Annotated in this window: 22 protein-coding genes; 15 read left to right on the top strand and 7 right to left on the bottom strand. The window is 50.5% G+C overall.

Annotation, left to right across the window (positions count from 1 at the left end; all coding sequences use genetic code 11):
- Positions 1-179 precede the first annotated feature (179 nt).
- The gene (locus tag NST44_RS23625; protein WP_007130404.1) at positions 180-1,499 is read left to right on the top strand and encodes a hemolysin family protein; all 1,320 of its coding nucleotides are present in this window, start codon (positions 180-182) and stop codon (positions 1,497-1,499) included.
- 312 nt (positions 1,500-1,811) lie between these two features.
- Positions 1,812-2,156, top strand: coding sequence for a hypothetical protein (locus NST44_RS23620; protein ID WP_232239339.1), 345 nt, complete (start codon positions 1,812-1,814; stop codon positions 2,154-2,156).
- A gap of 72 nt (positions 2,157-2,228) precedes the next feature.
- Here the strand turns inward: NST44_RS23620 and NST44_RS23615 are convergent, their stop codons facing one another.
- From NST44_RS23615 to NST44_RS23600, 4 genes are all read right to left on the bottom strand, one after another.
- Positions 2,229-3,044, bottom strand: a complete 816-nt coding sequence (locus NST44_RS23615; RefSeq protein WP_007130402.1) for a DUF4367 domain-containing protein — start codon at positions 3,042-3,044, stop codon at positions 2,229-2,231.
- Complete coding sequence (locus NST44_RS23610; RefSeq protein ID WP_007130401.1) at positions 3,022-3,612, bottom strand: RNA polymerase sigma factor; 591 nt, start codon at positions 3,610-3,612, stop codon at positions 3,022-3,024. The genes NST44_RS23615 and NST44_RS23610 overlap by 23 nt, the downstream gene beginning before the upstream one ends.
- Before the next feature lie 366 nt (positions 3,613-3,978).
- Positions 3,979-5,208, bottom strand: a complete 1,230-nt coding sequence (locus tag NST44_RS23605) for an aminopeptidase (RefSeq protein ID WP_340900756.1) — start codon at positions 5,206-5,208, stop codon at positions 3,979-3,981.
- 177 nt (positions 5,209-5,385) lie between these two features.
- Positions 5,386-6,618, bottom strand: coding sequence for an aminopeptidase (locus NST44_RS23600; RefSeq protein WP_007130399.1), 1,233 nt, complete (start codon positions 6,616-6,618; stop codon positions 5,386-5,388).
- Positions 6,619-6,770: 152 nt separating this feature from the next.
- On the opposite strand from NST44_RS23600, the gene NST44_RS23595 reads away from it, so the two are divergent.
- Entirely contained in the window at positions 6,771-7,055 is a 285-nt protein-coding gene (locus tag NST44_RS23595) for a hypothetical protein (protein ID WP_007130398.1), read from the top strand.
- A gap of 139 nt (positions 7,056-7,194) precedes the next feature.
- On the opposite strand, the gene NST44_RS23590 is transcribed toward NST44_RS23595, so the two are convergent.
- Complete coding sequence (locus NST44_RS23590; protein WP_007130397.1) at positions 7,195-8,547, bottom strand: TrkH family potassium uptake protein; 1,353 nt, start codon at positions 8,545-8,547, stop codon at positions 7,195-7,197.
- A gap of 79 nt (positions 8,548-8,626) precedes the next feature.
- On the opposite strand from NST44_RS23590, the gene NST44_RS23585 reads away from it, so the two are divergent.
- From NST44_RS23585 to NST44_RS23555, 7 genes are all read left to right on the top strand, one after another.
- Complete coding sequence (locus NST44_RS23585) at positions 8,627-9,544, top strand: DMT family transporter (RefSeq protein ID WP_007130396.1); 918 nt, start codon at positions 8,627-8,629, stop codon at positions 9,542-9,544.
- 120 nt (positions 9,545-9,664) lie between these two features.
- On the top strand, positions 9,665-10,801 hold the full coding sequence (locus tag NST44_RS23580) for an alcohol dehydrogenase catalytic domain-containing protein (protein WP_007130395.1): 1,137 nt from the start codon (positions 9,665-9,667) through the stop codon (positions 10,799-10,801).
- Positions 10,802-10,991: 190 nt separating this feature from the next.
- Entirely contained in the window at positions 10,992-11,717 is a 726-nt protein-coding gene (locus NST44_RS23575) for an AzlC family ABC transporter permease (RefSeq protein ID WP_007130394.1), read from the top strand.
- On the top strand, positions 11,708-12,034 hold the full coding sequence (locus NST44_RS23570) for an AzlD domain-containing protein (protein ID WP_007130393.1): 327 nt from the start codon (positions 11,708-11,710) through the stop codon (positions 12,032-12,034). The genes NST44_RS23575 and NST44_RS23570 overlap by 10 nt, the downstream gene beginning before the upstream one ends.
- A 206-nt stretch (positions 12,035-12,240) precedes the next feature.
- The gene (locus NST44_RS23565) at positions 12,241-12,957 is read left to right on the top strand and encodes a glycosyltransferase (RefSeq protein ID WP_007130392.1); all 717 of its coding nucleotides are present in this window, start codon (positions 12,241-12,243) and stop codon (positions 12,955-12,957) included.
- Positions 12,958-12,968: 11 nt separating this feature from the next.
- A complete protein-coding gene (locus tag NST44_RS23560; RefSeq protein WP_210095279.1) occupies positions 12,969-14,195 on the top strand; it encodes a glycosyltransferase family 4 protein in 1,227 nt (408 codons plus the stop codon).
- Between the two features lie 19 nt (positions 14,196-14,214).
- On the top strand, positions 14,215-14,379 hold the full coding sequence (locus NST44_RS23555) for a hypothetical protein (protein ID WP_007130390.1): 165 nt from the start codon (positions 14,215-14,217) through the stop codon (positions 14,377-14,379).
- A 93-nt stretch (positions 14,380-14,472) separates the two neighbouring features.
- Here NST44_RS23555 and NST44_RS23550 read toward each other — a convergent pair whose 3' ends face one another.
- Positions 14,473-15,099: a DUF1796 family putative cysteine peptidase gene (locus NST44_RS23550; RefSeq protein ID WP_007130389.1), complete on the bottom strand. Its 627-nt coding sequence runs from the start codon at positions 15,097-15,099 to the stop codon at positions 14,473-14,475.
- A 196-nt stretch (positions 15,100-15,295) separates the two neighbouring features.
- On the opposite strand from NST44_RS23550, the gene NST44_RS23545 reads away from it, so the two are divergent.
- Complete coding sequence (locus tag NST44_RS23545; RefSeq protein ID WP_007130388.1) at positions 15,296-15,631, top strand: hypothetical protein; 336 nt, start codon at positions 15,296-15,298, stop codon at positions 15,629-15,631.
- 12 nt (positions 15,632-15,643) lie between these two features.
- Positions 15,644-16,711: a glycosyltransferase family 4 protein gene (locus tag NST44_RS23540; RefSeq protein WP_210095280.1), complete on the top strand. Its 1,068-nt coding sequence runs from the start codon at positions 15,644-15,646 to the stop codon at positions 16,709-16,711.
- A 371-nt stretch (positions 16,712-17,082) separates the two neighbouring features.
- Here the strand turns inward: NST44_RS23540 and NST44_RS23535 are convergent, their stop codons facing one another.
- Positions 17,083-18,000 carry an NAD-dependent epimerase/dehydratase family protein gene (locus NST44_RS23535; protein ID WP_210095281.1) on the bottom strand — a complete coding sequence of 306 codons (918 nt, stop codon included), beginning with the start codon at positions 17,998-18,000 and terminating at the stop codon, positions 17,083-17,085.
- A gap of 190 nt (positions 18,001-18,190) precedes the next feature.
- Here NST44_RS23535 and NST44_RS23530 point away from each other — a divergent pair, with 190 nt between their 5' ends.
- The 3 genes from NST44_RS23530 (at position 18,191) to NST44_RS23520 (ending at position 22,047) form a co-directional block, all read left to right on the top strand.
- Entirely contained in the window at positions 18,191-20,107 is a 1,917-nt protein-coding gene (locus NST44_RS23530) for an LTA synthase family protein (RefSeq protein WP_210095282.1), read from the top strand.
- Between the two features lie 413 nt (positions 20,108-20,520).
- Entirely contained in the window at positions 20,521-21,516 is a 996-nt protein-coding gene (bioB, locus tag NST44_RS23525; RefSeq protein ID WP_210095283.1) for a biotin synthase BioB, read from the top strand.
- 141 nt (positions 21,517-21,657) lie between these two features.
- Positions 21,658-22,047 carry a rhodanese-like domain-containing protein gene (locus tag NST44_RS23520; RefSeq protein ID WP_007130383.1) on the top strand — a complete coding sequence of 130 codons (390 nt, stop codon included), beginning with the start codon at positions 21,658-21,660 and terminating at the stop codon, positions 22,045-22,047.
- Positions 22,048-22,088 lie beyond the last annotated feature (41 nt).

Genomic DNA, 22,088 nt, shown 5'->3' with positions numbered 1-22,088 from the left:
GTACTATATAATTACTTATATAGCTCGTAAACGTCGGAATAAGATAAGGAGATGAGTCCATTGGGAAGTTGACGCTTTGTCCGAACAGGTCGTTATGCTTAATGGCACCACACATTTTTAATAACCGAAGGAGGTGTTCCTGTTCGTCATCGCATCTGGAATGACGGATAGGAGATCGATTGAGTGACCCCTTACCGAGTTTGATTAGTCTTACCTTGGTATTGTTTCTCGTATTGTTAAACGGTTTTTTTGTATCGGCTGAAATCGCTTTGGTTAAAGTGAAGAGCAGTCGAATTGATGCATTAGCTGAAGAAGGGCATCGGAACGCAAGGTATGCCCAGAAAATATTAAGAAATCTGGACGGATATGTATCGGCCTGCCAGTTCGGCATAACCTTGGTGTCGATTGGACTCGGGTGGATCGGCGAACGGACGATATCCTCCCTGATCTCGCCATGGTTTACCGGAATCGGCTGGAGCGAAACGGCCATCCATGCGGTATCTCTGGTGATTGCATTCGTACTTATCTCCATCATGCACATTGTGTTCGGGGCGCTAGCGCCAAAAACGGTTGCTGTCCGCAAGGCAGAACGAATTGCGCTGTTATCTTCAGCACCGCTCAGCGTATTTTACAAGATTATGTTTCCTTTTATCTGGTTCGTCAACGGATTCTCGAATACCATTCTGCGCCTGTTCCGCATGCAGCCGGTGGTTGAACGGAACGTTCACACCGAAGAAGAGCTTCGGGATATGATGAAGGAGAGCAGTGAGATCGGCCTGATCGATAATACGGAAATGACGCTGGTCGACAATATCTTCGAATTCTCCGATACGACAGCCCGAGAAATCATGATTCCCCGAACTGAAATGATCTGTCTCTACAACAATTTGCCGATGGAAGAAAATATGAAGATCGCCAGCGAAGGCATGCGGACCAGATATCCCGTCTGTGATGAAGATAAAGACCATATTATTGGCTTCATTCATATTAAAGACTTGATGCGTGGACACATCCGTGACCAGCTTTCCTTGATTCGTCCGATTCTCGCCGTGCCTGAATCGATCAAGATTAGCGAGCTTCTGCGCAGAATGCAGCGAAGCAAGACGCAGATCGCAATTCTCATTGATGAATACGGCGGTACTTCCGGTCTGGTAACATTGGAGGACATTATGGAAGAGATCGTCGGCGAAATTCAGGACGAATTCGATGAAGAGCGGCCGGGAATTGAGTTGGTGGGGGAGGATGAATACTCCATCGACGGATTGATGCTGATTGAAGAAATTAACGAACAGTTTGGTCTGGATATGGAAACGGAGGACTACGACACCATCGGTGGATGGCTGTCATCGCGTCTGGAAGTTTTGCATCCGCATAAAGGCCAATTCGTCATGTACGGAGATTATTCGTTCATGATTGAGGAGACGGAAAATAAACGAATCTCGCGCATCCGCCTTGCAAGACAGCAGCAGGAGCTGCTGCAAGAGGAAGCAGGGGCTTAAACTGGGTGTTATAAGAAACAACGACAATAATTGTCGTTGTTTCTTTTTATTTGCAGAAAAGTTTCAAAAAATATATCAAAAGATGAAGAAAACGATAAGATTGCATTAATAGACTATGTTAAAATATGGATGTTCCTATCAAATTGAGAGAAAGGTGATGTTATGTCAAACGTACGCAGTCCTAAACGTATGGTCTCCGCTCTTGCAGTAAGTGCACTTTTAAGTTTAACCTTGGCGGGAGGGGCTTACGCGGATTCGGCTACAGACATTGCACCCGGTGCCTTAACTCCTCCGCCACCAGTGGAATTGAACGTGAATTCTATGAATCTGATGGCCAACAACTATCTTACGAGTTACTACTCTTCGATCAGCAAGGCTAGCAGCTCGCAGGTCAGCGTTTATGGCTCTACGAGTGCCGGACAAGCCGTCGACGCCATTGGCATCCAGTTCGTCCTTCAGCGATGGACGGGAACCGCGTGGGTCGATGCAGGCGCGTCTTCCGATAACGGGACGAACAAAGCTTCCCACAGCGCTACCAAGACATTCAGCGTGACTCAGGGCTATTATTATCGTGCCAAGACTACGCATTGGATCAACGAGAATGGTACATATGAAGATGGGGTTTATTATACGAATTCCTTGCTGGTAGAAAAATAAGCATAATGAAGAAGAGCACCCAATGAGGTGCTCTTCTTCTATACAACCGACTTCACACGCCTTGCGTGTGGCTTACCGGATGCCGTTCGCGATCTTGAGAAACTCTTCCTTCGAAATAAACCCGCTGATCATAACAAGGATCTGGTCATTATTATGCAGGAAACGAAGGTTTGTTTCCGTGATATAAGCAGCAGCTCCGGAATCCAGCTTCAGTGTGCCCGTTACCTCGCCGCCTACGCTGATGGCTTTATCGGCGGTTATTTCGATAAAGCTTACATGGATTACTTTACCGTCCCCATTCATATATTCGAGTTTCAGATCCTCGATAGGGCCGTCTTCTGAATTGGAGATTCCTGACGCCTGGATGAACTCATAGCCATTAGGAATATAGCCGACTTCAGGAATCTTGAAATTCACGCGTTTCTGGGATTCGGTTAGGGATGCATCCGAATCGGTGAACTCATAGGTCTCGGTTTCAATCAGTTCGGCAGGTGGCACATATTCTTGACCAGGTACAGACGATACATCCGGCGGAGGCGGGGTGAGGGCTTTGCTCTCGTCAACAGGTGCTTTCTTGCCAAAGATTTGACCGGCTAAACCGTTGCCCCAATCCACAATCTGCTGATAAATCGGTGATACCGCTTGCGTGACCGTAGGCTGCGAGAACATGAAGGCGCCGAAAGCCATCGAAGCGGCAACAATTCCGGCATATTGAAATCTGCGCCGGCGTTTCTTGCGCTGGTTCAGCTTCTCAAGCTGCATCTTGACTTGCTGCCAGGATTGACGCTTGCTATCGTCGTTCGTAGGGTATGAGGAGCTAGAAGCTGCACGATCGAAGGCTTCATCAAAAGCCTCATTAAACCAATCATCGTATTTTTCGTTGCTCATCTAATTCACCCCACTCTCTATATAGCATTTTCTTCACGGATTCCCTAGCTCGAAACAATCGCTGCTTGACGATCTCTTCCCGAGTATCGAGCAGGTCAGCAATTTCCTTGTAAGTCATGTTATGCTTCCAGCGGCACTCGATCAACAGCCGGTATTCCGGCTTTAACTGATCCAGGTATTGCACAATCGCCTCTTCCAGCATATTCGACTCCACCTGCTGCTCAACATTGGTGGAAGAAACCACCATTTCTTCTTCATTAATAAAAACACGTTCAACATCCACTTGGTTACGGTATTTTTTATTTTTTCGCAAATAATTCATGGTCGAATTTTTGGCGACGACCCGGAACCATCCGCGCATCTTGCTCTCCATGTCAAATGTAGGCTTACTGGTAATGACTTTAATAAAGGATTCTTGAATTATATCCTCAACAGCAGCATGATCCCGGACTACATACAAAATTTGTCCATACACAAGATCATAAAATTCATAATAGATTTCTTCCTGAATAGGTTCACTGAGTTCCGTGAAATCTGCTGCAAGGAGGAGTTGTAATCGGTTAGACACGCGATATTCCCCTCTCTGGTGTAACCATCCTATTTCTCTCATCATTTTACAACACATTGAAAGAAAAAGCCCTATGATTTCAATTAACAATTACAGTAAGAGACTCTTATAAGAATATGCCGGCGGTCTTCACGATATTATCGGGTAAATCATTCAGGGTCGAACAAGCTGGGTTGAATAGAAGGGGATAGGCAGGACATGAGAATGCTGGAACACCAGTTAAGGAGGGCATGAGTATGCTGAAACAGCAATCAAGCAAAAGAGGCCGTCCCGGTAGAAAACTCCACGTTTGGACAGCCCCTGTGCCACATTCAGATGAGGTTGTAACGATGATCAAGTTGAGCCAAGGCTTTTTAGAGAATGAGCTTATGCCCAGTTTCCGTTAATGAAGACAGGCTCTTCTCTGCCGTCACGGGTAATGCCGGTAATTTGCAAATCTTTGGAGCCCATCATGAAATCGACATGCGTAATACTGGAGTTCAAACCGTGTTCCTGAAGCTGTTCAGGTGTCATCGTCTTGCCTCCTTCGAGGTTAAAGGCATACGCGCTGCCAATGGCGAGATGACACGAGGCATTTTCATCAAACAGGGTGTTGTAGTACAGTATTCCGCTTTCGGATATCGGTGAGCGATAAGGCACGAGAGCGACTTCACCCAAGTAATGCGAGCCTTCGTCCATAGAAATGAGACGGGACAGTGTATCCTCGCCTTGCTCGGCAGAGAAGTTGACGATACGCCCGTTCTCGAAGGTCAGGGAGAAATTGTCGATAATGTTACCGCCATAGCTGAGCGGCTTCGTGCTGCGAACCGTTCCGTTGACTCCGGTTTTGAGCGGAGCCGTGAATACTTCTTCTGTCGGGATGTTGGCCACAAAGCGCTCGCCCTTTTCATTATGACTGCCGGCTTGTGCCCAAATATGCCCTTCCGGCAGCTCGATTGTGAGATCGGTCCCGGGGGATGTAAACCGCAGCTTGCTGTATTTCTTTTGGTTCAACTCATCAGATTTGCGCTGAAGCGTTGCGATATGATCTTCCCAGGCTTGGATCGGATCCTCAAGATCGGCACGCACGGCGTGAAAGATGGCATCCCACATTTTATCCACCTGTTGTTCTTGGGGAACGTCAGGGAACACCTTGGCGGCCCAATCGGGCGAGGCGTAAGCAAGACCCGTCCAGCTCATTTTATCCGCTTGCTGGTATTGACGGTATTTCGACATGGCGGCGCCGTACGTGCGTTGATAATTGGAAATCCGCTCCGGGTCTACGCCTTTAAGCAGATCCGGATTTGAGGACACGATCGTTAGAAATGCGGCCCCCTGCTCCGCGAGCTCCGTAACTTCCTCCGCATAGTATTTCGGCGGTTCAAGAAAGGATTCGTCCGGCGCCAAATCGTAACGGATCCGGTTGACAACCTCATCACTGTAATTCACCTTTACCAGCTTGGCACCGATCTCATAAGCCTTCTTCACGATCAGGCGCACGAGCGGGGCAGCATCAATCATGGCATTGACGACAAGCGTCTGGCCAGGCTGCACATTGGCACCGACTTTTACGGCAAGTTCTGCGTAATTTTCTAATTTTTGTTCAAAGCTTAGCATGGATGATCCTCCAATTCTTAGCGTATTTCCGAAGGTCCCCGCAAAAGTTAAGGAATTATGCTTGCGCCTCCACAATCTCTTTACGAATCGACCTCAGGTCAATAAAAGGTGAAGCTTAGCTTGTTAAGAAAGCAGCTGCTTAGGAAGCAGCTGCTTTATGTACGATTCATCGAGTGCTTAAAATGCCCAATTTCCTTTCAGGAACACAGGCTCTTCACGTCCATCCTCGGTAATGCCGTAGATATCCATTTCGGCCGAGCCGATCATGAAATCCACATGGGTAACGCTCGTGTTCAGGCCCTTCTGAGCAAGCTGCTCTTGATTCATGTCTTTACCGCCCTCGAGGCAGAAGGCATATGCGCTTCCTAAGGCGAGGTGATTGGAGGCATTTTCATCGAACAGGGTATTGTAGTATAAAATGTTGGACTCGGAGATTGGGGACTGGTGGGGTACCAGCGCGACTTCGCCAAGATAACGGGCACCTTCGTCCATGTTCAGGAGACGTTCCAGTGTTTCGTAGCCCTGCTCTGCCGTGAAGCTGACAACCTTGCCGTTCTCAAAGGTAAGCGAGAAGTTGTCCACGATATTGCCGGCATAACTCAATGGCTTCGTGCTTGCGACCGTCCCGTTGACACCGGTCTTCAGCGGCGCTGTAAACACTTCTTCCGTCGGCATATTCGCAACAAAGGAATGGCCGCGCTCATTGATGCTGTCGCCTTGCGCCCAAATATGACCCTCCGGCAGTTCAATGGTGAGATCCGTACCCGGCGCGACGTAATGGAGCTTCTTGTACCTCTTAGCATTCAGCACGGAGGACTTTTGCTCCAGCACAGCCAAATGCTTGTTCCAAGCTTCTACAGGATTCTCCTGGTCCACGCGGACCGTATGGAAGATGGCATCCCACAGCTTCTGTACTTGCTCCGATTCAGGAACATCCGGGAAAACTGCGGCTGCCCATGCTGGCGACGGAATCGCGATCAAACACCAGCTGAATTTATCAGCTTGCTGGTAAGCACGGTATTTCTTCATTGCCTCGCCGCGAGTTTTGTAGAAATTCGCGATTCGCTGCGGGTCAATTCCGCTCAGCAGGTCCGGATTCTCCGACAGCACGTGCAGAATAGCGGCACCGTTCTCGACAAGCTCCGTCAGCTCCCCCGCATACCATTTTGGCGCTTCGGTGAACACGTCATCGGCTGCCTTCTCGAATTGTAGACGAGTGATGGCTTCATCGTTCCACATGATCTTTACCAGGCGCGCACCTGCTTCATATGCCTTCTCGGCAATCAAACGGGTAAAATCGGCGGCTTCTACAGGGGCATGCACGACCAAAGTTTGCCCTTCCTGTATGTTAACCCCAACCTTTACGGCCAGCTCGGCATACTTGTGGAGTGATGTATTCAAATCGGACATTTGGTACCCTCCATTGCGAAAATTAATTTTAACACTCATATTATATACTAGACCAAGCATCATATGAAAAACAATAATCAGGAGCAAATAAAAGTGATATACTAAAATTCTATGATGAGTCATCATCGGATAACCGAAGGAGAGTGAAACACATGTCACAAGTCCGGATTGAACGTGCGGACATGAAACGTGATGAAGAGGATCAATTCGTGGGATACACCGTGTTTTCCATAGATGGACATGCAGCATCCTATGAGATTACATTCCTGAGCAAGAACGGCCGGGATTGGGATTACAGCCTGAACTTTGCGGCCGAGCCCGGGCTTGAAGAGCAATTCCTGCAGGTGGATGAACGTCTTGAAGAGGACGACGAGCTTTTTGACGATCTGTTGGATGCTGCGATTGATGCGGGCAATTTCGATGACGCATCGGAATGAAGCATTGCCGTTCCCGGGTAATTCACCGTTAGTCGTTTGAAATTCTTGACGATGAGAAACAACAAACCGTACACTTCCGGTTCATGAGGAGGCGTACGGTTTGTTTTTCGCGTGTACGAAGGCAAATGACTTCAGCCGTCTAACCGATTGTGATACGGCCTTCCGGGTGCCGGTACAGCTCTTTACTGTTCTTTCTGCTGATCGCATACGCCAGTGTCAGCGGCCCAAGACGGCCCAGGAACATGAGTAATGCGATCGTGATTTTTCCGATCCCGGACAGCTCGCCGGTGAGGCCCATGGATAATCCGACGGTACCGAATGCCGAGACGGCTTCGAACAATATTCGCAGAAATTCGCCGGATTCGGTGATGGACAGGAACATTGAAGCACCGACAAGGAGCAGCAGGGACAGAATGGTTAGCGTAACGGAACGGTAAACAACGGCTTGCGAAATTCGGTGCCGGTAGAGGACCACATCTCGTTTCCCCTGAATCATCGTAATGACCGCGCCGATCAGAACCGCAAACGTTGTTACTTTGATGCCTCCGCCGGTTGAACCCGGGGCAGCTCCAATGAACATGAGCAAGATCATGAAGAATTGGGTCGACTGCTCCAAGCTTGCAATATCGAGCGTGCTCACGCCACCTGAGCGCGGCGTAATGGACTGAAAGATGGCGGCCATCCATTTCGCCGGGTACGATAACGGACCAAGTGTCTTCGTATTATGATATTCCAGCACGAAAATCATGAGGGCTCCGATGACGATCAGGAGCGAAGTGACGGTCAATACCACCTTGGAATGCAGCGACAGCTTCCGGCACTTCGGATATTCAATCAGGTCGAAAATGACGATAAACCCGATGCCTCCGAGAAAAATCAGCACCATCAATACAATATTGACGAACGGATCTGTCACGTAGCTGGCAAACCCGGCAAAGGGTCCGTGAATTTGGCTCATGAGATCAAATCCGGCATTATTGAATATGGAAATACTTTGAAATATACCGAAATAGGCAGCCTCGGATAGCGGCATCATCGATGAGAACCGCAGTGTCAGCAGGAGAGCGCCGGTGCCTTCGATGATCAAGGTGTAGATCAGAACCCGGCGAATCAGATCGACGATACCCTGGATTTGATATTGTCCCATGGCCTCTTGAAGAATCATTCTTTCCCTCAGCGAGATTCGCCGGTTGAACATCAGGGCGACCCAGGTTGCAGAGGTCATGAATCCCAAGCCTCCAAGCTGAATCAGCAGAAGCATGACGACTTGTCCGAATCCGGACCAGTGCAAGCCGGTGTCTACGACCGCCAGGCCGGTTACGCTGATGGAGGATACGGCCGTAAAGAAAGCATCGATGATGGGCGTCGATGTTCCGTCTGCCGTTGAAATTGGAAGCTTAAGTAAAAACGTACCCAACAAGGTGATCGCCGCAAACCCGATCGCAAGAAATTTTGGCGGGGTCATTTGGTTTCGCAGATCTTTCTTTTTCATTCCCTTTTGATCCTTTGCATGTAAAATAATATTGAAATCTTTCTCTAATATAACACGAAAGGTGAATCATACAACTAACATGAAGGCAGACAGAGCACCTATCCCCGTATTCATCCCTTTATTTATAGGCATTATTGCCATTTCATTCTCTTCCATTTTTGTGAAATGGTCCGACAGTCCTGTATCCGTCCAGGCCATGTACCGCCTGATGATCACAGCGATCATGATGCTGCCCTTTGCGGGCAAGTATGCGGGCGATGCCAGATCGTTAAAGCGCTCGGAATGGGGGCTCTTGGCTCTCTCTGCTGCGATGCTGGCCCTTCATTTTCTATTGTGGATGGGCTCCTTGCAGTGGACCAGCGTCGCGAGTTCCACGATCATTTTAGCGCTTCAGCCGGTATTTGTCATGATTGGAGCGTACTTATGGTTCAAGGAGAGAACCTCGCTCGGAGCGCTGTTTGGGATGTCGATTGCATTCCTGGGCGTATTTCTGCTGATCGGCAGCAGCGGCTTCGGCGGACAGGAAGGACATTTCAAAGGCGATCTCATGTCTCTTCTCGGTACGGCTGCCGTTGCGGTCCATATGCTGCTCGGACAGCTTCTTCTAAGACGTCTTCCTTCCTTTCTGTACAGCTGGCTCGTGTTTGTGATGGCGTCACTGATTCTGGCCGTCTATAACCAGATTCAAGGCTATTCCTTTACCGGATACTCGGGCAGGGAGTGGGGAATCTTCCTGCTGCTTGCCATCGTGCCCACGGTCTTCGGGCATTTGCTGTTCAATTGGCTGATGAAGTTTGCATCGGCTTCAACCGTGTCCATGAGCGTGCTGGGGGAGCCGGTTGGAGCAAGCGTGCTGGCTTTTCTTATCCTTCACGAAACGATGTATCCGCTGCAGGCTGCCGGCGGAGCGCTTGTGCTGCTGGGGCTTATTCTGTTTTTGCGGGTCGGAGCATCCCCTAAGCGTCCGAAAGAGTTTGAGCAGAAGGGAGCGGCTTAAAAGCGCTTCGCCTCTTGCTGCCGACTAGTTACGCGTGTAATGGCGCACACTGAGATTATATTGCCCGATGCCATATATTTGTTCGCAGGGGCTGCGGACGGTCAAAGGAGAATCTTGCGTGTGAAAGCTGTTACCTATCAAGGCCGGCATAACATCAAAGTCAAAGAAGTGAAGGATGCATCGCTTCTACGCAGGGATGACATCGTGATCCGGGTTACAACGACGGCCATATGCGGCTCGGATTTGCATTTGTACAATGGCGAGCTCAGACAGATGACCGATGATTATATTATCGGGCATGAACCGATGGGCATTGTTGAAGAGATCGGGCCCGAAGTCGGCAAAGTGAAAAAAGGGGACCGCGTCGTCATCCCGTTCGTCGTCTCTTGCGGGAAGTGCCTGTACTGCCTGAACCAAATGGAAAGCCAATGCGATTATGCCAATGACGCGAGGGACACCGGAGGCTTCTTCGGCTACAGCAGCGCTTTTGGCGGTTTTCAGGGCGCGCAGGCTGAGCTTCTGCGGGTCCCCTACGGAAACTTCATGCCATTTGTCATCCCGCCGAGCGCCGAAATCGAGGATGAGAAGCTGCTGATGCTGTCCGACGCGCTGCCGACGGCTCTATGGAGCGTGGAGAATGCCGGCGTGAAGCCAGGCGATACGGTTGTAGTCCTTGGAAGCGGCCCTATCGGTTTGTTAACCCAGAAGTTTGCCTGGCTCAAAGGCGCCGAGCGTGTCATTGCCATTGACCATGTAGATTACCGACTTGAGCATGCCAAACGGACGAACCTTGTGGAAACCTACAATTTTCAAAGCTTCAAGGAGATCGAAGGGTATATCCGGGAAATTACCAAGGGCGGGGCCAGAATTGTCATCGACTGCGTTGGTTTGGATGCCAAACGGACGGGGCTGGAGATGGTAGGCACGTTGATGATGGTGCAGGGAGGGTCACTCGGAGCATTCCGGATGGCAGCCGGCATGGTCCGCAAATTCGGGACGATTCAGCTGACCGGGATTTACGGGCTGAAGTATAGCGCATTCCCGCTTGGTCAGCTGTTCGAACGGAATATTACCCTGAAGATGGGGTTGGCTCCCGTGACTCACTACATTCCGGTGATCTATCAGATGCTGAAGGACGGAATCGTCGACCCTTCGGATATCATTACGCACCGGCTGCCAATTGATAAAGCTCCGCATGCGTATGACATTTTCAATGAGCGCAAGGACGGATGCATTAAAGTCCTATTAAAGCCTTGACGGTGCGAGACCTGCGGGACCGGAGGACCAAAGGATATAGAAGATTTGAAAATGCTGCGTTTCGACAGATTCCCAATCTGATCGAAGCGCTTTTTTGTGCGAAGCGAAAAGAAACAAGGCCGTTGACAGAATGTTTGGAAGTATTATAGTTATTAGAAAAAGAAATGGGAGTAGGAGAGGGATCACCAACATGAGCATCAGATACAGCGAGCTCACGCCGGATGCGGCAGAGCACTCGTTTCTGCAGGGGGTTAAAGACTGTATTCCGACCTTGCTCGGATATTTAAGCATCGGCTTTGCAGCGGGGGTCGTTGAGCGCACGGCAGGCTTCAGCCTGCTTGAGATTGCGCTGATATCGCTCCTGCTGTATGCAGGTTCAGGACAATTTATCGCGGCCGGCATGGTTGCCGCAGCTAGTCCGGTCATCTCGATTATCGTGACCATTTTTTTTGTGAATGCGAGGCATTTTCTCCTTAGCGCGGCCCTAGCGCCCTATTTCAAAGGCTTGTCGCTAGGAAAGAGCTTCTTCATCGGATCCCTGCTGACAGATGAAACCTTCGGAGTGGCATCGGCGAAGGCGGTCGAGGAGAAGAGACTGGGTTATAAGTGGATGGTCGGGCTTAATATAACCGCTTATCTGTTCTGGTGCGCAGCGAACGTTGCTGGTGGACTGGTCGGAGAGTGGATACCGGATCCGGAGCGGTACGGGCTGGATTTCGCGTTGCCAGGCATGTTCATCGGCCTTCTGGCGCTGCAGCTGATCAGTCGCAAGAAGTATAAGCTGGATTTGCTGGTTGTTGTCGTTTCAGTGATTGCCGTCATGGCAGCAAGCACAATCGTGCCTGGCAGCGCTGCGGTAATTATCGCGATTATGGCCGCGGCTACGGCGGGATTGGCGGTGGAACGATGGAAATAAGATGGCATATCGCTCTTCTCATTATCGGCTCAGCCGTGGTAACGCTTATACCGCGTGTGCTGCCGCTTATGATTCTTAGCAAGCTCCGTATCCCCGAGTTGGCGATCCGTTGGCTCGACCATGTGCCGATCGCCGTGATGTCCGCGCTGCTTGCCTCAGAGCTGCTGCTTTCGGACGGCCGGGTTGATCCCGGCAGCCATTTGCTTGAGCTGATCGCCGCTGTGCCTGCTTTTCTTACCGCCTTTTTGACAAAGAGCTTGTTCGCCACGGTGGTGGTCGGCATTCTATCCTTGGTAGTGCTCCGACTGATCGTTTGATATCAAGCGCTCACCAAGTCACAACAGCTATTCTTGTCTGCCGGACAGCAGAAAGGAATAGCTGTTTTTATATGAAACAGGGATGAATTGGTCTAATGTCAGGGGACAGGGGTCCTAGCGGACAGCGGAGGCGCTGCATATGGTGTACTAACCCATGATGTGTTAACACGAGGAAAGAAACAAGGCAGAAGGAGGAGAGACGGGGGATGATGCCGACGGTTACGATAGTCGTACCTTTCTATAACTGCCCGTATATACAGCAAGCACTGGATAGCGCGGTCCAACAAACGTATCCCGCGGTTGAAATCATCGTGGTGGACGACGGGTCGACGAGTCACGCAGATCTGATCGCTCCTTACACGAACAGGGTCTACTATATGGGGAAAAGCAACGGGGGGACGGCCAGCGCCTTAAATCACGGAATTTTGCATGCTTCGGGAGAATACATTGCTTGGCTCAGCTCGGATGATCGGCTGGTTCCCCAAAAGGTCGAGCGACAGATGGCGTTCATGTTGAGCCGGGGGCTCGATATCAGCTACACTGGTTTTTCCTTAATCAATGAGCATACCCACATGATCAAGCCCTATGAGGGAATCCCGATGGCCAGCACAGCCGATCTATGCCGCAAGTTCATCTATTCCAATCCCATCAACGGATGCACCGTTATTGCGAAAAAAGACTGGTTCCTCCGAGTAGGCATGTTTAACGAGCATCTTCGTTACACCCATGATTACGACTTGTGGATTCGACTATTAATGAGCGGCGCGGCCTTCGGCTTCTTACCGGATATGCTTACGCTGTACCGCGTGCATTCACAAATGGGAACGCTGCGTTATAACGCGACGATTGCAAAGGAATATGAAATGGTCAAAAACAATTATCGGGGCATTCTTGAGCATCTTGCTCGGAAGCACGGCGGATAGCGGGGGATACGATGAAGATTTTGCTTGCAACCCATTGGCTGGTCCCTCATGTAGGCGGCGTTTGGAACTTCATGCAGCAGCTCAAGTACCGACTCGAGCTGCTCGGTCATGAAGTCGATTTGCTTGGCAACAGTCCGGACTATAAAAAAATCCATATCGTCAACCGAGGACTGGAGCTCTCTAAAGACCACCTGGTGCCTATGCTTGAGGCCAAGCTGACTCCCCAGGCGGCGCCGGGATTGAATCAGCACTTTGCTATTCGCCATTATGAGCTCGAGCGCTATTGCATGGAACTGGCGGCAGCCTACTTCGGGCTGGAGCAATACGACTTGATCCATACCCAGGATATTTTCTCGGCTAGATCACTGGGCCGCGTAAAGCCGAAGCGCACCCCGCTCATTTCCCATGTCCACGGTTCCGTAACACAAGAAATGACCGACTATTACCGGGATCACCCTGAAGCCGGCGTCAACGAGAGCAGCCCGGCTTGGCGTTATTTTCCGGCTGTAGAATATCATGCTGCTATGGGCTCTGACCTGATGATCACGGCAAACCAATGGTGTAAAAACATCCTGGTCCACCGGTGCGGGATCCCGGATTACCGAATCACCGTGTTTCAATACGGCCTCGATGCCGAAGCCTTCTGGGCCAAATACCGGGAAGGAAGCACACTGCGGAGACCACTCGGCAAAAAGGTCATTATCTGTCCTGCCAGACTTGTTCACGTCAAAGGAATCCACGTCCTGATCTCTGCACTTGCGATCCTCAAGCAGATGCGCAGCGATTGGGTTTGCTGGATTGCCGGGGACGGTGATCTGCGCAGCCAGCTGGAGGCGCAAACGTACTCGGCTTCCTTGCAGCATGACGTGTTCTTCCTTGGCGAGCATCATAATGTTCCGAGTCTGTTGAAGGAGGCGGATATATTCACGCATACGTGCATTCAGGACAATCAGCCGTTCTCGGTCATGGAGGCGCAGATGGCCGGTCTTCCCTCCGTCGTTTCTTCCGCAGGGGGCCTGCCCGAGATGGTTACGCACGGCCAGACCGGCTTGATTGCCCCGGTAGGCGATCCGCTGGCAACGGCGCAGTTCTTGTATCTCTTGTTGGAGAAGGATGAGTACCGTAAACAGCTGGGGCAGAATGCGAAAGCCTTTGCGCTGCAGCATTGGTCCATGGATAAGATGATCAGCAGGATGCTGAAAATATACGAGGGCGCAATCTTGCAAAAATCGGGATAGAGAGGAGAAGGTGCACGGCATGAACCAGCAGTCTTTTACGGTAATGAGCGATCTGTACAATCGAATCTTCGTTAATCAGGTGTCAACGCCGGAGCTGCTTGTGGATTACACGGTGTGGAACCGGATTCTTCAGTCGCTGCCTAAGGAATACAAGCTGCCGGACGAACCGGTCAATTACGTCTAGCCATCCGCAAGAGCAATGGAAAGGCAGACCATGTTGATCATGGCCTGCCTTTTATACTGTAAACGAAGCGAGAACGATACATAAGCTTTTTCATTAGACGACGAAAATGTCCCGAAATAAAAAGCTCCACCGATGCCTGTTGCTGATCCATATGTCGACGTTCGGCATCAGGACAGGGCATACATGCTTCAAATTCCAGTCCTGCCATTCCAACTCGACGACCGGAGCATGGTTGACGACAAGCACGTGGAATGGGCCTGTACACAGCTCTTTCAGCACAGCTTCCAATTCTTTGACTTCCTCGTAGTTGGAATCCGTTCGGATAAAGAGAATTCGTCCCCCGCTCTCCACGTATTGTAAAAATCTAGCGATGCGCCGGTCATATTTTGCCTTGATTTCAGGAAAAGCGGCAAAATGAGGGGGGAAGTTGTTATGCGTGTAAAAATCATGGTTCATGTAAAGCTCGTATTCCCGGTCCAATACGTTATACAGCTCATCGCTGGCTTGATTGACGAGAACCAAATTCGGGTAAACGAGCATCCCTTGAAAACGATTGCGGAGCATTCTCGAGATTTGAGGCAGCACGGGAGTTCCCATCCAATCAATGGGACCGGCGAACTTGCGAAGGCCGTGTGCCTTCATTTCCATACCCGGTAAGCAATTTGACCCTAGGCTGAATACTGCCGAGTACACGCCCTTGATATCCTGCAGCGTTGCCATGAGAAGACACAGCTCCTTTCATTTTTTGATATTTTATTCTTTCAATATATTAAATGCGGGCCGGAGGGAAGCGGCTTGGACCGGGTGTACCCTTCCACAGAATTGGTCGAACGTCCTCAATGGATTGGCCCTTCCGCCGATAGGTCGTCATACATACCCTGTTATTAATGATCCTTCAATAGCAGGGGGGAATACGATGTCCATCTTTCGATTAGATGCTGCAGAGTACGGAAGTATTGATGCGCGTTATATCCAGTCGGTCGATCTGACGATTACGAACACGGGCGGGGAGGACTTTGACGTATTGATCCACGGGTATTATCCCCATGGCGTTTATTACGTCGGGCTGGTGCATGCCGCAGCGGGGGCTACCGTATTTGTGCCAGATATCACGAACCAAAATATGACATTCAGCTTGCTGCTGGTAACGAACATCAACTATTCATACTCCACGCAAATTACGGTTCATGCCAAAAATCAGGGCCAGCTTGTGGCTGTATTTTCAAAATCCGATTTTTATACGATTGAATAAGGAGGGCGCGACATGAAGGTGCTGTTCGTATACTATGTACCGAGCGGAGGCGTCGAGACATTGAACAGACAGCGGTGCCGTGCACTCCGCCTCGCAGGGATTGAATCTCATTGCCTGTATTATTCCTGGGGCTCGGGTATGCAAAATCCTGCGGACTTTCCGATATATGTGACCCGGAACGATATCGAGATCAAGCATATTTTGGACTCGTGCGGTTTTAATTGCATCGTTGTGACGACGGATCATGCAAGCTTTCCAAGATTCCGCATGCTGGGTTACCAAGGGAAAATGCTGCTGGAAATCCAAGGCTACGGACCAAGGAGCGTTGCCCAAGCACAGCTGACACAAGCCATTCCTTATGTCAATGCCTATGCGGATGGGCTGCTCAATCCGAACACGCCGCATATTTCCGCGTTATTCCGGGATTTATATCCCAACAAACCGCAATTCAATTTCAATAATTGCTTTGATGGCACCGAATTCACATACAGGCCGTCCGGGATTCATGCCAGCCCGATCATAGCGTGGCTCGGGCGCATCGAGGACAATAAGAACTGGCGCGAATTTCTTCATATTGGACATCAGCTTATGGCTCACGTACCGGATCTGCAATTATGGATGTTCGAGGATAATCAGCTCAGCATTCCATCGGAACGCGAGCAGTTTCATGCACTGATCGCCGAGCTCGGCTTGTCCGACCGGCTTACGATCCGTGCGAATGTCCCGAATGCACAGATGCCGTACTATTACTCCATCATCGGGGACTCCGGCGGCTTTCTGTGCAGCACATCGAAGGTGGAGGGAGCGCCGTACGCGGTGCTGGAGGCGATGAGCTGCCGTTGTCCGGTGCTTACGACGGATTCGGATGGTGTCTCAACCTCGGTGTATCATAATGAAACAGGAAAGTTCTATGTTCTGGGGAACATCCAGCATGCGGTACAGGAGGGGCTTGAGCTGATGAGGAGTCCGGGATTGCGTGAGCACATCCGGACACGGGCGAAGAACCATGTGCACGAGAGTTTTAATCCGCATTTGTATGCGATGAACTTTGCATCCATGCTTCAGGCTATCGGGCTGTGAGGGGCGCGAGCACGGCCTGCTTTGTACGAAGTGTCGTACAGAGCAGGCCGGTTTGCATGGGTTTTGGCCGGAATGGTCCGGAAGAACATGCAAAGTGGGTCAGTTCGGGTGAACAATTACTTGATCTTTACGGAGCTCTGAAGGCGGATCACGTCCCGAAAAGGGACTTGTGCGAGAGAAAAGGAGCTCCAAGGGCGCAGCACGTCCCGAAAAGGGACTTGTGCAGGTGAAAAGGAGCTCCAAGGGACTTGCACCGTGACCAATAGCCCGGCTCATTCCACTTCAGGAATCGAGCCGGGCTATTTTTTAAGTGATTACCGTCAGCTCTACCCGCCCGAAAAGGGGCTGCGGAGAAGGGGCTTCGGGCCTTCCTATGTCGGCTGCACCCAGGAATGGTAGGTTTCCGCAATGCCTTCCTCAAGCCGGTAGCGGGGATACCATTCCAGGATCTCGCGAGCTCGGGAATTGTTCAGGCAGCTATGGACGATGTCACCCGGCTTAGCCGGGTGATATTCAATATGGATCGGTTCGGGATGATTACAGCGAATCAACTCGACCAGGTGATTGATCGGTTGGCTGCTTCCGGTGCTGACGTGCAGAATCTCTTGATCGCCATGATGGATGGCTGCGAGATTGGCTTCCACAACGTCCTTGACAAAAATAAAGTCCCTCGTCTGGCTGCCGTCCCCATATATGTGCAGCGGCAGCTTCTGCAGCAGTCGAGCCCCGAAAACGGCAACGACGCCGCCTTCGCCTTTGGGCGTCTGACCCGGACCATATACGTTGCCGTAGCGCAGAATCGTGTAAGTCAAGCCGAAGAAACGGTGATAGAGCCGCACGTAATGTTCGCCTACCATTTTCGATAACGCATAGAAGGAGATTGGCGATAGCGGGTCGGTTTCATGCAGCTCGGGCTTTTCAAGATCGCCATATACGCCGGCGGTCGAAGCGTACACGAACTTTCGCACACCCGCTTTGCGGCATGCTTCAAGCAGGTTCAGGGTGCCCATGATGTTCGCATCCGCGTCCAGTCTGGGACTCTGAATGGATCGCTGCACATCGGCCTGGGCGGCTAGATGAAAGACGACGTCCGGTTTTAACATCGCGATATATTCCGTAGTATGGAGGCTGTTCACATCGGCCACATGCAGAATCGCCTCACTGTGAAGGCGGCCGGGATCACCGGTTGTCAGATTATCTATAACATGAACCTCGTATCCGCGATTAACGAGTCCGTTCACCAGGTGGTACCCGATAAAACCCGCTCCGCCGGTTACAACCATCTTCATGAATGGTCCCTCCAGCCTTATAGTTTAGGATGCTCTATCCTACGCTGAACGGGGCCCTTCCGCTTGAGACAATTGACCCCACATGGAAAGGATTGGGCGGGGGGAGGCCTTGGAATTAGATCGGATTTTACATTCCTGTTATAATGGAGGCTGCACGTTTAAATTCATTTTACAAAAGAGGGATCGAGTCATGGATCGGAATCATGAGCAAAGGTTAAAAATATATATTTTTATGTTTTTGACGTTATTTTTGAAGCTCATCCTATTAAGGGTATTCTTGTTTAACGGGGTGGCATGGGGAAAGGTGCTTACGGATGCGTTGTCCCTTCTGGCCCTGCTCAGTTTGCTGGAGCTGCTTCTCCCGATAAAAGGCAAGAAAACCGCCTATAGGGTGATCAATCTTGTCTTCTCCTTCATTCTGTTTGCCTCGGCTGTGTATAACGTTCATTTCGGGTCAATCCCGACGTATACAGCCATGGCCGGTTTGGGGCAGGTGAATCAGGTGAGATCCAGCATTATCCCTTTGCTGGAGCCGGCGCATTTTTTATTCTTCCTGGATTTGCTGATCATTCTGCTGGTCATTATTTTTCGGAAAATCCGCTCAAGAACCCATAGAGGACTGCACTTCAGCACGCAGCGCTCTTATATTTCCTCTGCCAGATCAGGAATGAGATGGCGTTTGGCCATGGGAGGCATTCTGGTGCTAGCCCTGGTGCTCTCTACTCTGATCGTAAGGAAGGCATGGGGGATCGAGAATGAAATTGTCCGAGCAGAGAATATGGGCTTCATGAACTATCAGGTATCTGCCGTCGTCCGGCAATCGCAGGAGAACCGCGCACTGGCACAAGGAAATCTGCAAGAGAAAATCGGGGAGATCCGGCAGCTGCAGGCTTCGTATCCCTACGGTGAAGACAAAGGGAAGCAGCCGGAAGGATTTGGTGCCGCAAAAGGCAAAAACCTGATCATCGTACAGATGGAATCGCTGCAGCGATTCCCGATCGGGCAGTCCCTGGACGGTCAGGAAATTACACCGGTTATGAACAAGCTGGCTGAAGAAGGCTTGTATTTTCCGCATATCTTCCAGCAGATCGGCCAAGGAAATACGTCGGATGCCGAGTTCGCCGTCAATACCTCCATCTATCCGACGGGCACGGTTGCGATGTCGACCGGCTTTGGCAGCAAGGAACTGCCAAGTCTTCCGAGACTCCTGGGGCAGCAAGGGTATGTCACCAGCACATTCCACGTAAACGATCTGAAGTTCTGGGATCGGAATAAACTGTATCCTGCCCTGGATTTTCAACATTTTTTTGATAAGCCTTATTATAAAAATGATCATTTTAATGACTTCGGCCCTTCGGATGAAGAGCTGTTTCGCGTCGGGATGGAAAAGCTGCTCGAGAACCGGCAGCAGAATAAGCTGTCATATGCGCATATGATTACGGTCTCGAATCACTCCCCGTATACCGTGAAAGAGGAGTACGCGAAGTTGGCCCTGCCTGCAGAGCTAAGGGGAACCCATCTCGGGAACTACCTGCAATCGGTGAACTACTCCGATTATGCGCTGGGCACTCTGGTGGATCAGCTTAAGCAAAGCGGGATGTGGGACGAGACGGTGCTCGTCGTGTACGGCGATCATTTCGGCATCAATCCGGCCGAAGCCGATGCGAATATGATCTCGCAGACATTGGGCATTCCCTACCATGAACGGATTAGCCGCTTTAACATTCCGCTGATTATTCATGTTCCGGGTATGGACAAGGGGCGCACGATTGAACAAGTGGGAGGGCAGGTTGATATTCTCCCGACCGTAGCAAACCTGCTCGGCATTTCGCTGGCGGACGAAAAGTTTACGGCATTCGGCCATGATCTGCTGAATGTGAAGCGGAATGTGATTGGCATGCGTTACTATCTGCCGACAGGCTCGTTCTTCAATAACGACATTCTGTTCGTTCCGGGAGACGGCTTTGAGGATGGGTCCGCCGTATCCATCAAGACGATGGAGCCTGTTGAGGACCTATCACCCTACCGGCAGGATTATGATTATATATTGCAGTTAATGAAGCTGTCGGACGACTATGTCAAGATGCTTCCGAAGCGGGAACCCTGACTTAAGGGATAGGTAATGACTAAGAGCTGTTTCACGAAGCGGTTAAGCGCTTGTGGAACGGCTCTTTTGTTCGTTCATAAACAACAATATCTCTTAAAAGAACAAGCAGCTTGGGCAGTAGGCAGAGAATAACGGAAAATACATGGGCTCTGTGCAAAGAGTTCAGTAACAGGCAGCACAGAACTGTCAGCACAGTACCGAGCCTCCCTGCATCAGCCGCTTTGCGTCAACCGCTCTGAATAAAGCCGAGTTTGATTGGTATGTAGCAGCCTATCGAAGGCAGATCCGTGTTTAAAGACAACGCATAAGTATTGTTGTCCCCGCTGATCGTGTGGTATGATTACCCATATTGTCAACCTATAATCGAAGTTTTTAGGTTGACGTATATTTGATTGGTAGAGGAGAAGTGAGAGATGACGACTTCCGTTCAGTTGGATTGGCTGAAGCTGGCAGAGCAAATTGTGCAAGGGTATTCTATAAAGCCGGAAGAAGCGCTGGCGATCCTGCAGAGTGACGATGGAGAGCTGCTGACGGTAATGCAAGCCGCTTACCGGATCCGCAGAGAGTATTACGGCAATAAGGTAAAGCTGAATATGATCGTAAACGCCAAATCGGGGATGTGTCCCGAGGATTGCGGCTATTGCTCCCAGTCAATCGTATCCGAAGCCCCGATCGAGAAATACGCATGGCTGACCAAGGAGAAAATTCTGGAGGGGGCCCGGGAATCGATCCGCCGCAAAGCCGGTACCTATTGCATTGTTGCTTCCGGCCGGCGTCCGTCCAACCGGGAAATGGAGCATGTGGTTGAAGCAGTGAAGGAGATCCGGGCGACAACGGATTTGAAGGTTTGCTGCTGTCTGGGCTTTCTAAGCGAGCAGCATGCGGCACAGCTTGCTGAAGCCGGGGTGCACCGGTACAACCACAACCTTAATACGTCCAAAGACAATTATGAGAATATCACAACGACGCATACCTATGATCAACGTGTAGAAACGGTCAAGCAGGCGACTACCTCCGGCATGTCTCCGTGCTCAGGTGCCATTTTCGGAATGGGCGAAAGCCTGGAAGAACGGGTGCAAATAGCATTCGCACTGAAAGAGCTTGATGCCGATTCGATCCCTTGCAATTTCTTGAATGCGATTGACGGCACGCCGATGGAAGGTAGGAAGGAGCTGACTCCGAGGATGTGTCTAAAAATTCTTGCGATGATGCGATTTGTCAATCCGTCGAAGGAGATTCGGGTTGCCGGCGGCCGGGAAGTCAATCTCCGATCCCTGCAGCCGCTCGGATTATATGCAGCCAATTCGATTTTCATCGGTGATTACCTGACAACGTCCGGCCAGGCGCATACAGACGACTGGGGCATGATTGAAGATATGGGTTTTGAAATTGAGGAATGCGCATTATAAACATGGGTTGACAATTGGCAGGGAAGCACATACTATATACCCGTAGGGGTAGAGAGGCGTGGGAGATAACCATCGCTCGATCTATCGGTTCCTTGGCGAGTATCTGCCAGTACGAAATAACAATTACGGGGGAGTGCTTCCATGCTGATTGCATTTGCCTTTTTAATAGCGGCCTTCGTCGTTCTATACCGGCGATATGTGCCAATCGCCGACTTGCAGCTGATGAAGTGCAGCGACCTGCAGCAAGCGAGGAAGGAATGCCCGGATTTGAAGCTGTTGGATGTCCGCGATGTCTCTGAGTTTACGCCGGACCCACATAAAGAAATGATCAATATATCGCTCGGAAGATTGCCTTATGTATGGGAGAAAGAGCTTCGCCCAGGCGATCATGTTGTAATCGTAACACCCAAGCGCTCCGACGGCTTCCGTGCGGCACGGAAACTGAAGAAAGCAGGGTTTCGTACCCTTTCCTATCTGCAGGAAGATTGCAAGGGTTGTCAATCCGTGCGGCGTCCAACGCTAAATTCATGAAGGTCTGGTCAGCAAACTGATTGCTGACCAGACTTTTTTCA

This window comes from Paenibacillus sp. FSL W8-0919 (assembly GCF_038003785.1).
GTDB lineage: Bacteria > Bacillota > Bacilli > Paenibacillales > Paenibacillaceae > Paenibacillus_AQ > Paenibacillus_AQ lactis.
Note: the sequence above shows the minus strand (reverse complement) of the source record. Positions and strands in the feature narration are given on the sequence as shown.

Excerpts from the sequence above, each read along its gene's own strand:
- NST44_RS23615 (WP_007130402.1), bottom strand. The coding sequence starts at position 3,044 with ATGAGCAACGAAAAATACGATGATTGGTTTAATGAGGCTTTTGATGAA.
- NST44_RS23605 (WP_340900756.1), bottom strand. The coding sequence starts at position 5,208 with ATGCTAAGCTTTGAACAAAAATTAGAAAATTACGCAGAACTTGCCGTA.
- NST44_RS23600 (WP_007130399.1), bottom strand. The coding sequence starts at position 6,618 with ATGTCCGATTTGAATACATCACTCCACAAGTATGCCGAGCTGGCCGTA.
- NST44_RS23595 (WP_007130398.1), top strand. The coding sequence starts at position 6,771 with ATGTCACAAGTCCGGATTGAACGTGCGGACATGAAACGTGATGAAGAG.
- NST44_RS23590 (WP_007130397.1), bottom strand. The coding sequence starts at position 8,547 with ATGAAAAAGAAAGATCTGCGAAACCAAATGACCCCGCCAAAATTTCTT.
- NST44_RS23585 (WP_007130396.1), top strand. The coding sequence starts at position 8,627 with ATGAAGGCAGACAGAGCACCTATCCCCGTATTCATCCCTTTATTTATA.
- NST44_RS23575 (WP_007130394.1), top strand. The coding sequence starts at position 10,992 with ATGAGCATCAGATACAGCGAGCTCACGCCGGATGCGGCAGAGCACTCG.
- NST44_RS23570 (WP_007130393.1), top strand. The coding sequence starts at position 11,708 with ATGGAAATAAGATGGCATATCGCTCTTCTCATTATCGGCTCAGCCGTG.
- NST44_RS23565 (WP_007130392.1), top strand. The coding sequence starts at position 12,241 with ATGATGCCGACGGTTACGATAGTCGTACCTTTCTATAACTGCCCGTAT.
- NST44_RS23560 (WP_210095279.1), top strand. The coding sequence starts at position 12,969 with ATGAAGATTTTGCTTGCAACCCATTGGCTGGTCCCTCATGTAGGCGGC.
- NST44_RS23555 (WP_007130390.1), top strand. The coding sequence starts at position 14,215 with ATGAACCAGCAGTCTTTTACGGTAATGAGCGATCTGTACAATCGAATC.
- NST44_RS23550 (WP_007130389.1), bottom strand. The coding sequence starts at position 15,099 with ATGGCAACGCTGCAGGATATCAAGGGCGTGTACTCGGCAGTATTCAGC.
- NST44_RS23545 (WP_007130388.1), top strand. The coding sequence starts at position 15,296 with ATGTCCATCTTTCGATTAGATGCTGCAGAGTACGGAAGTATTGATGCG.
- NST44_RS23540 (WP_210095280.1), top strand. The coding sequence starts at position 15,644 with ATGAAGGTGCTGTTCGTATACTATGTACCGAGCGGAGGCGTCGAGACA.
- NST44_RS23535 (WP_210095281.1), bottom strand. The coding sequence starts at position 18,000 with ATGAAGATGGTTGTAACCGGCGGAGCGGGTTTTATCGGGTACCACCTG.
- NST44_RS23530 (WP_210095282.1), top strand. The coding sequence starts at position 18,191 with ATGGATCGGAATCATGAGCAAAGGTTAAAAATATATATTTTTATGTTT.
- bioB (WP_210095283.1), top strand. The coding sequence starts at position 20,521 with ATGACGACTTCCGTTCAGTTGGATTGGCTGAAGCTGGCAGAGCAAATT.
- NST44_RS23520 (WP_007130383.1), top strand. The coding sequence starts at position 21,658 with ATGCTGATTGCATTTGCCTTTTTAATAGCGGCCTTCGTCGTTCTATAC.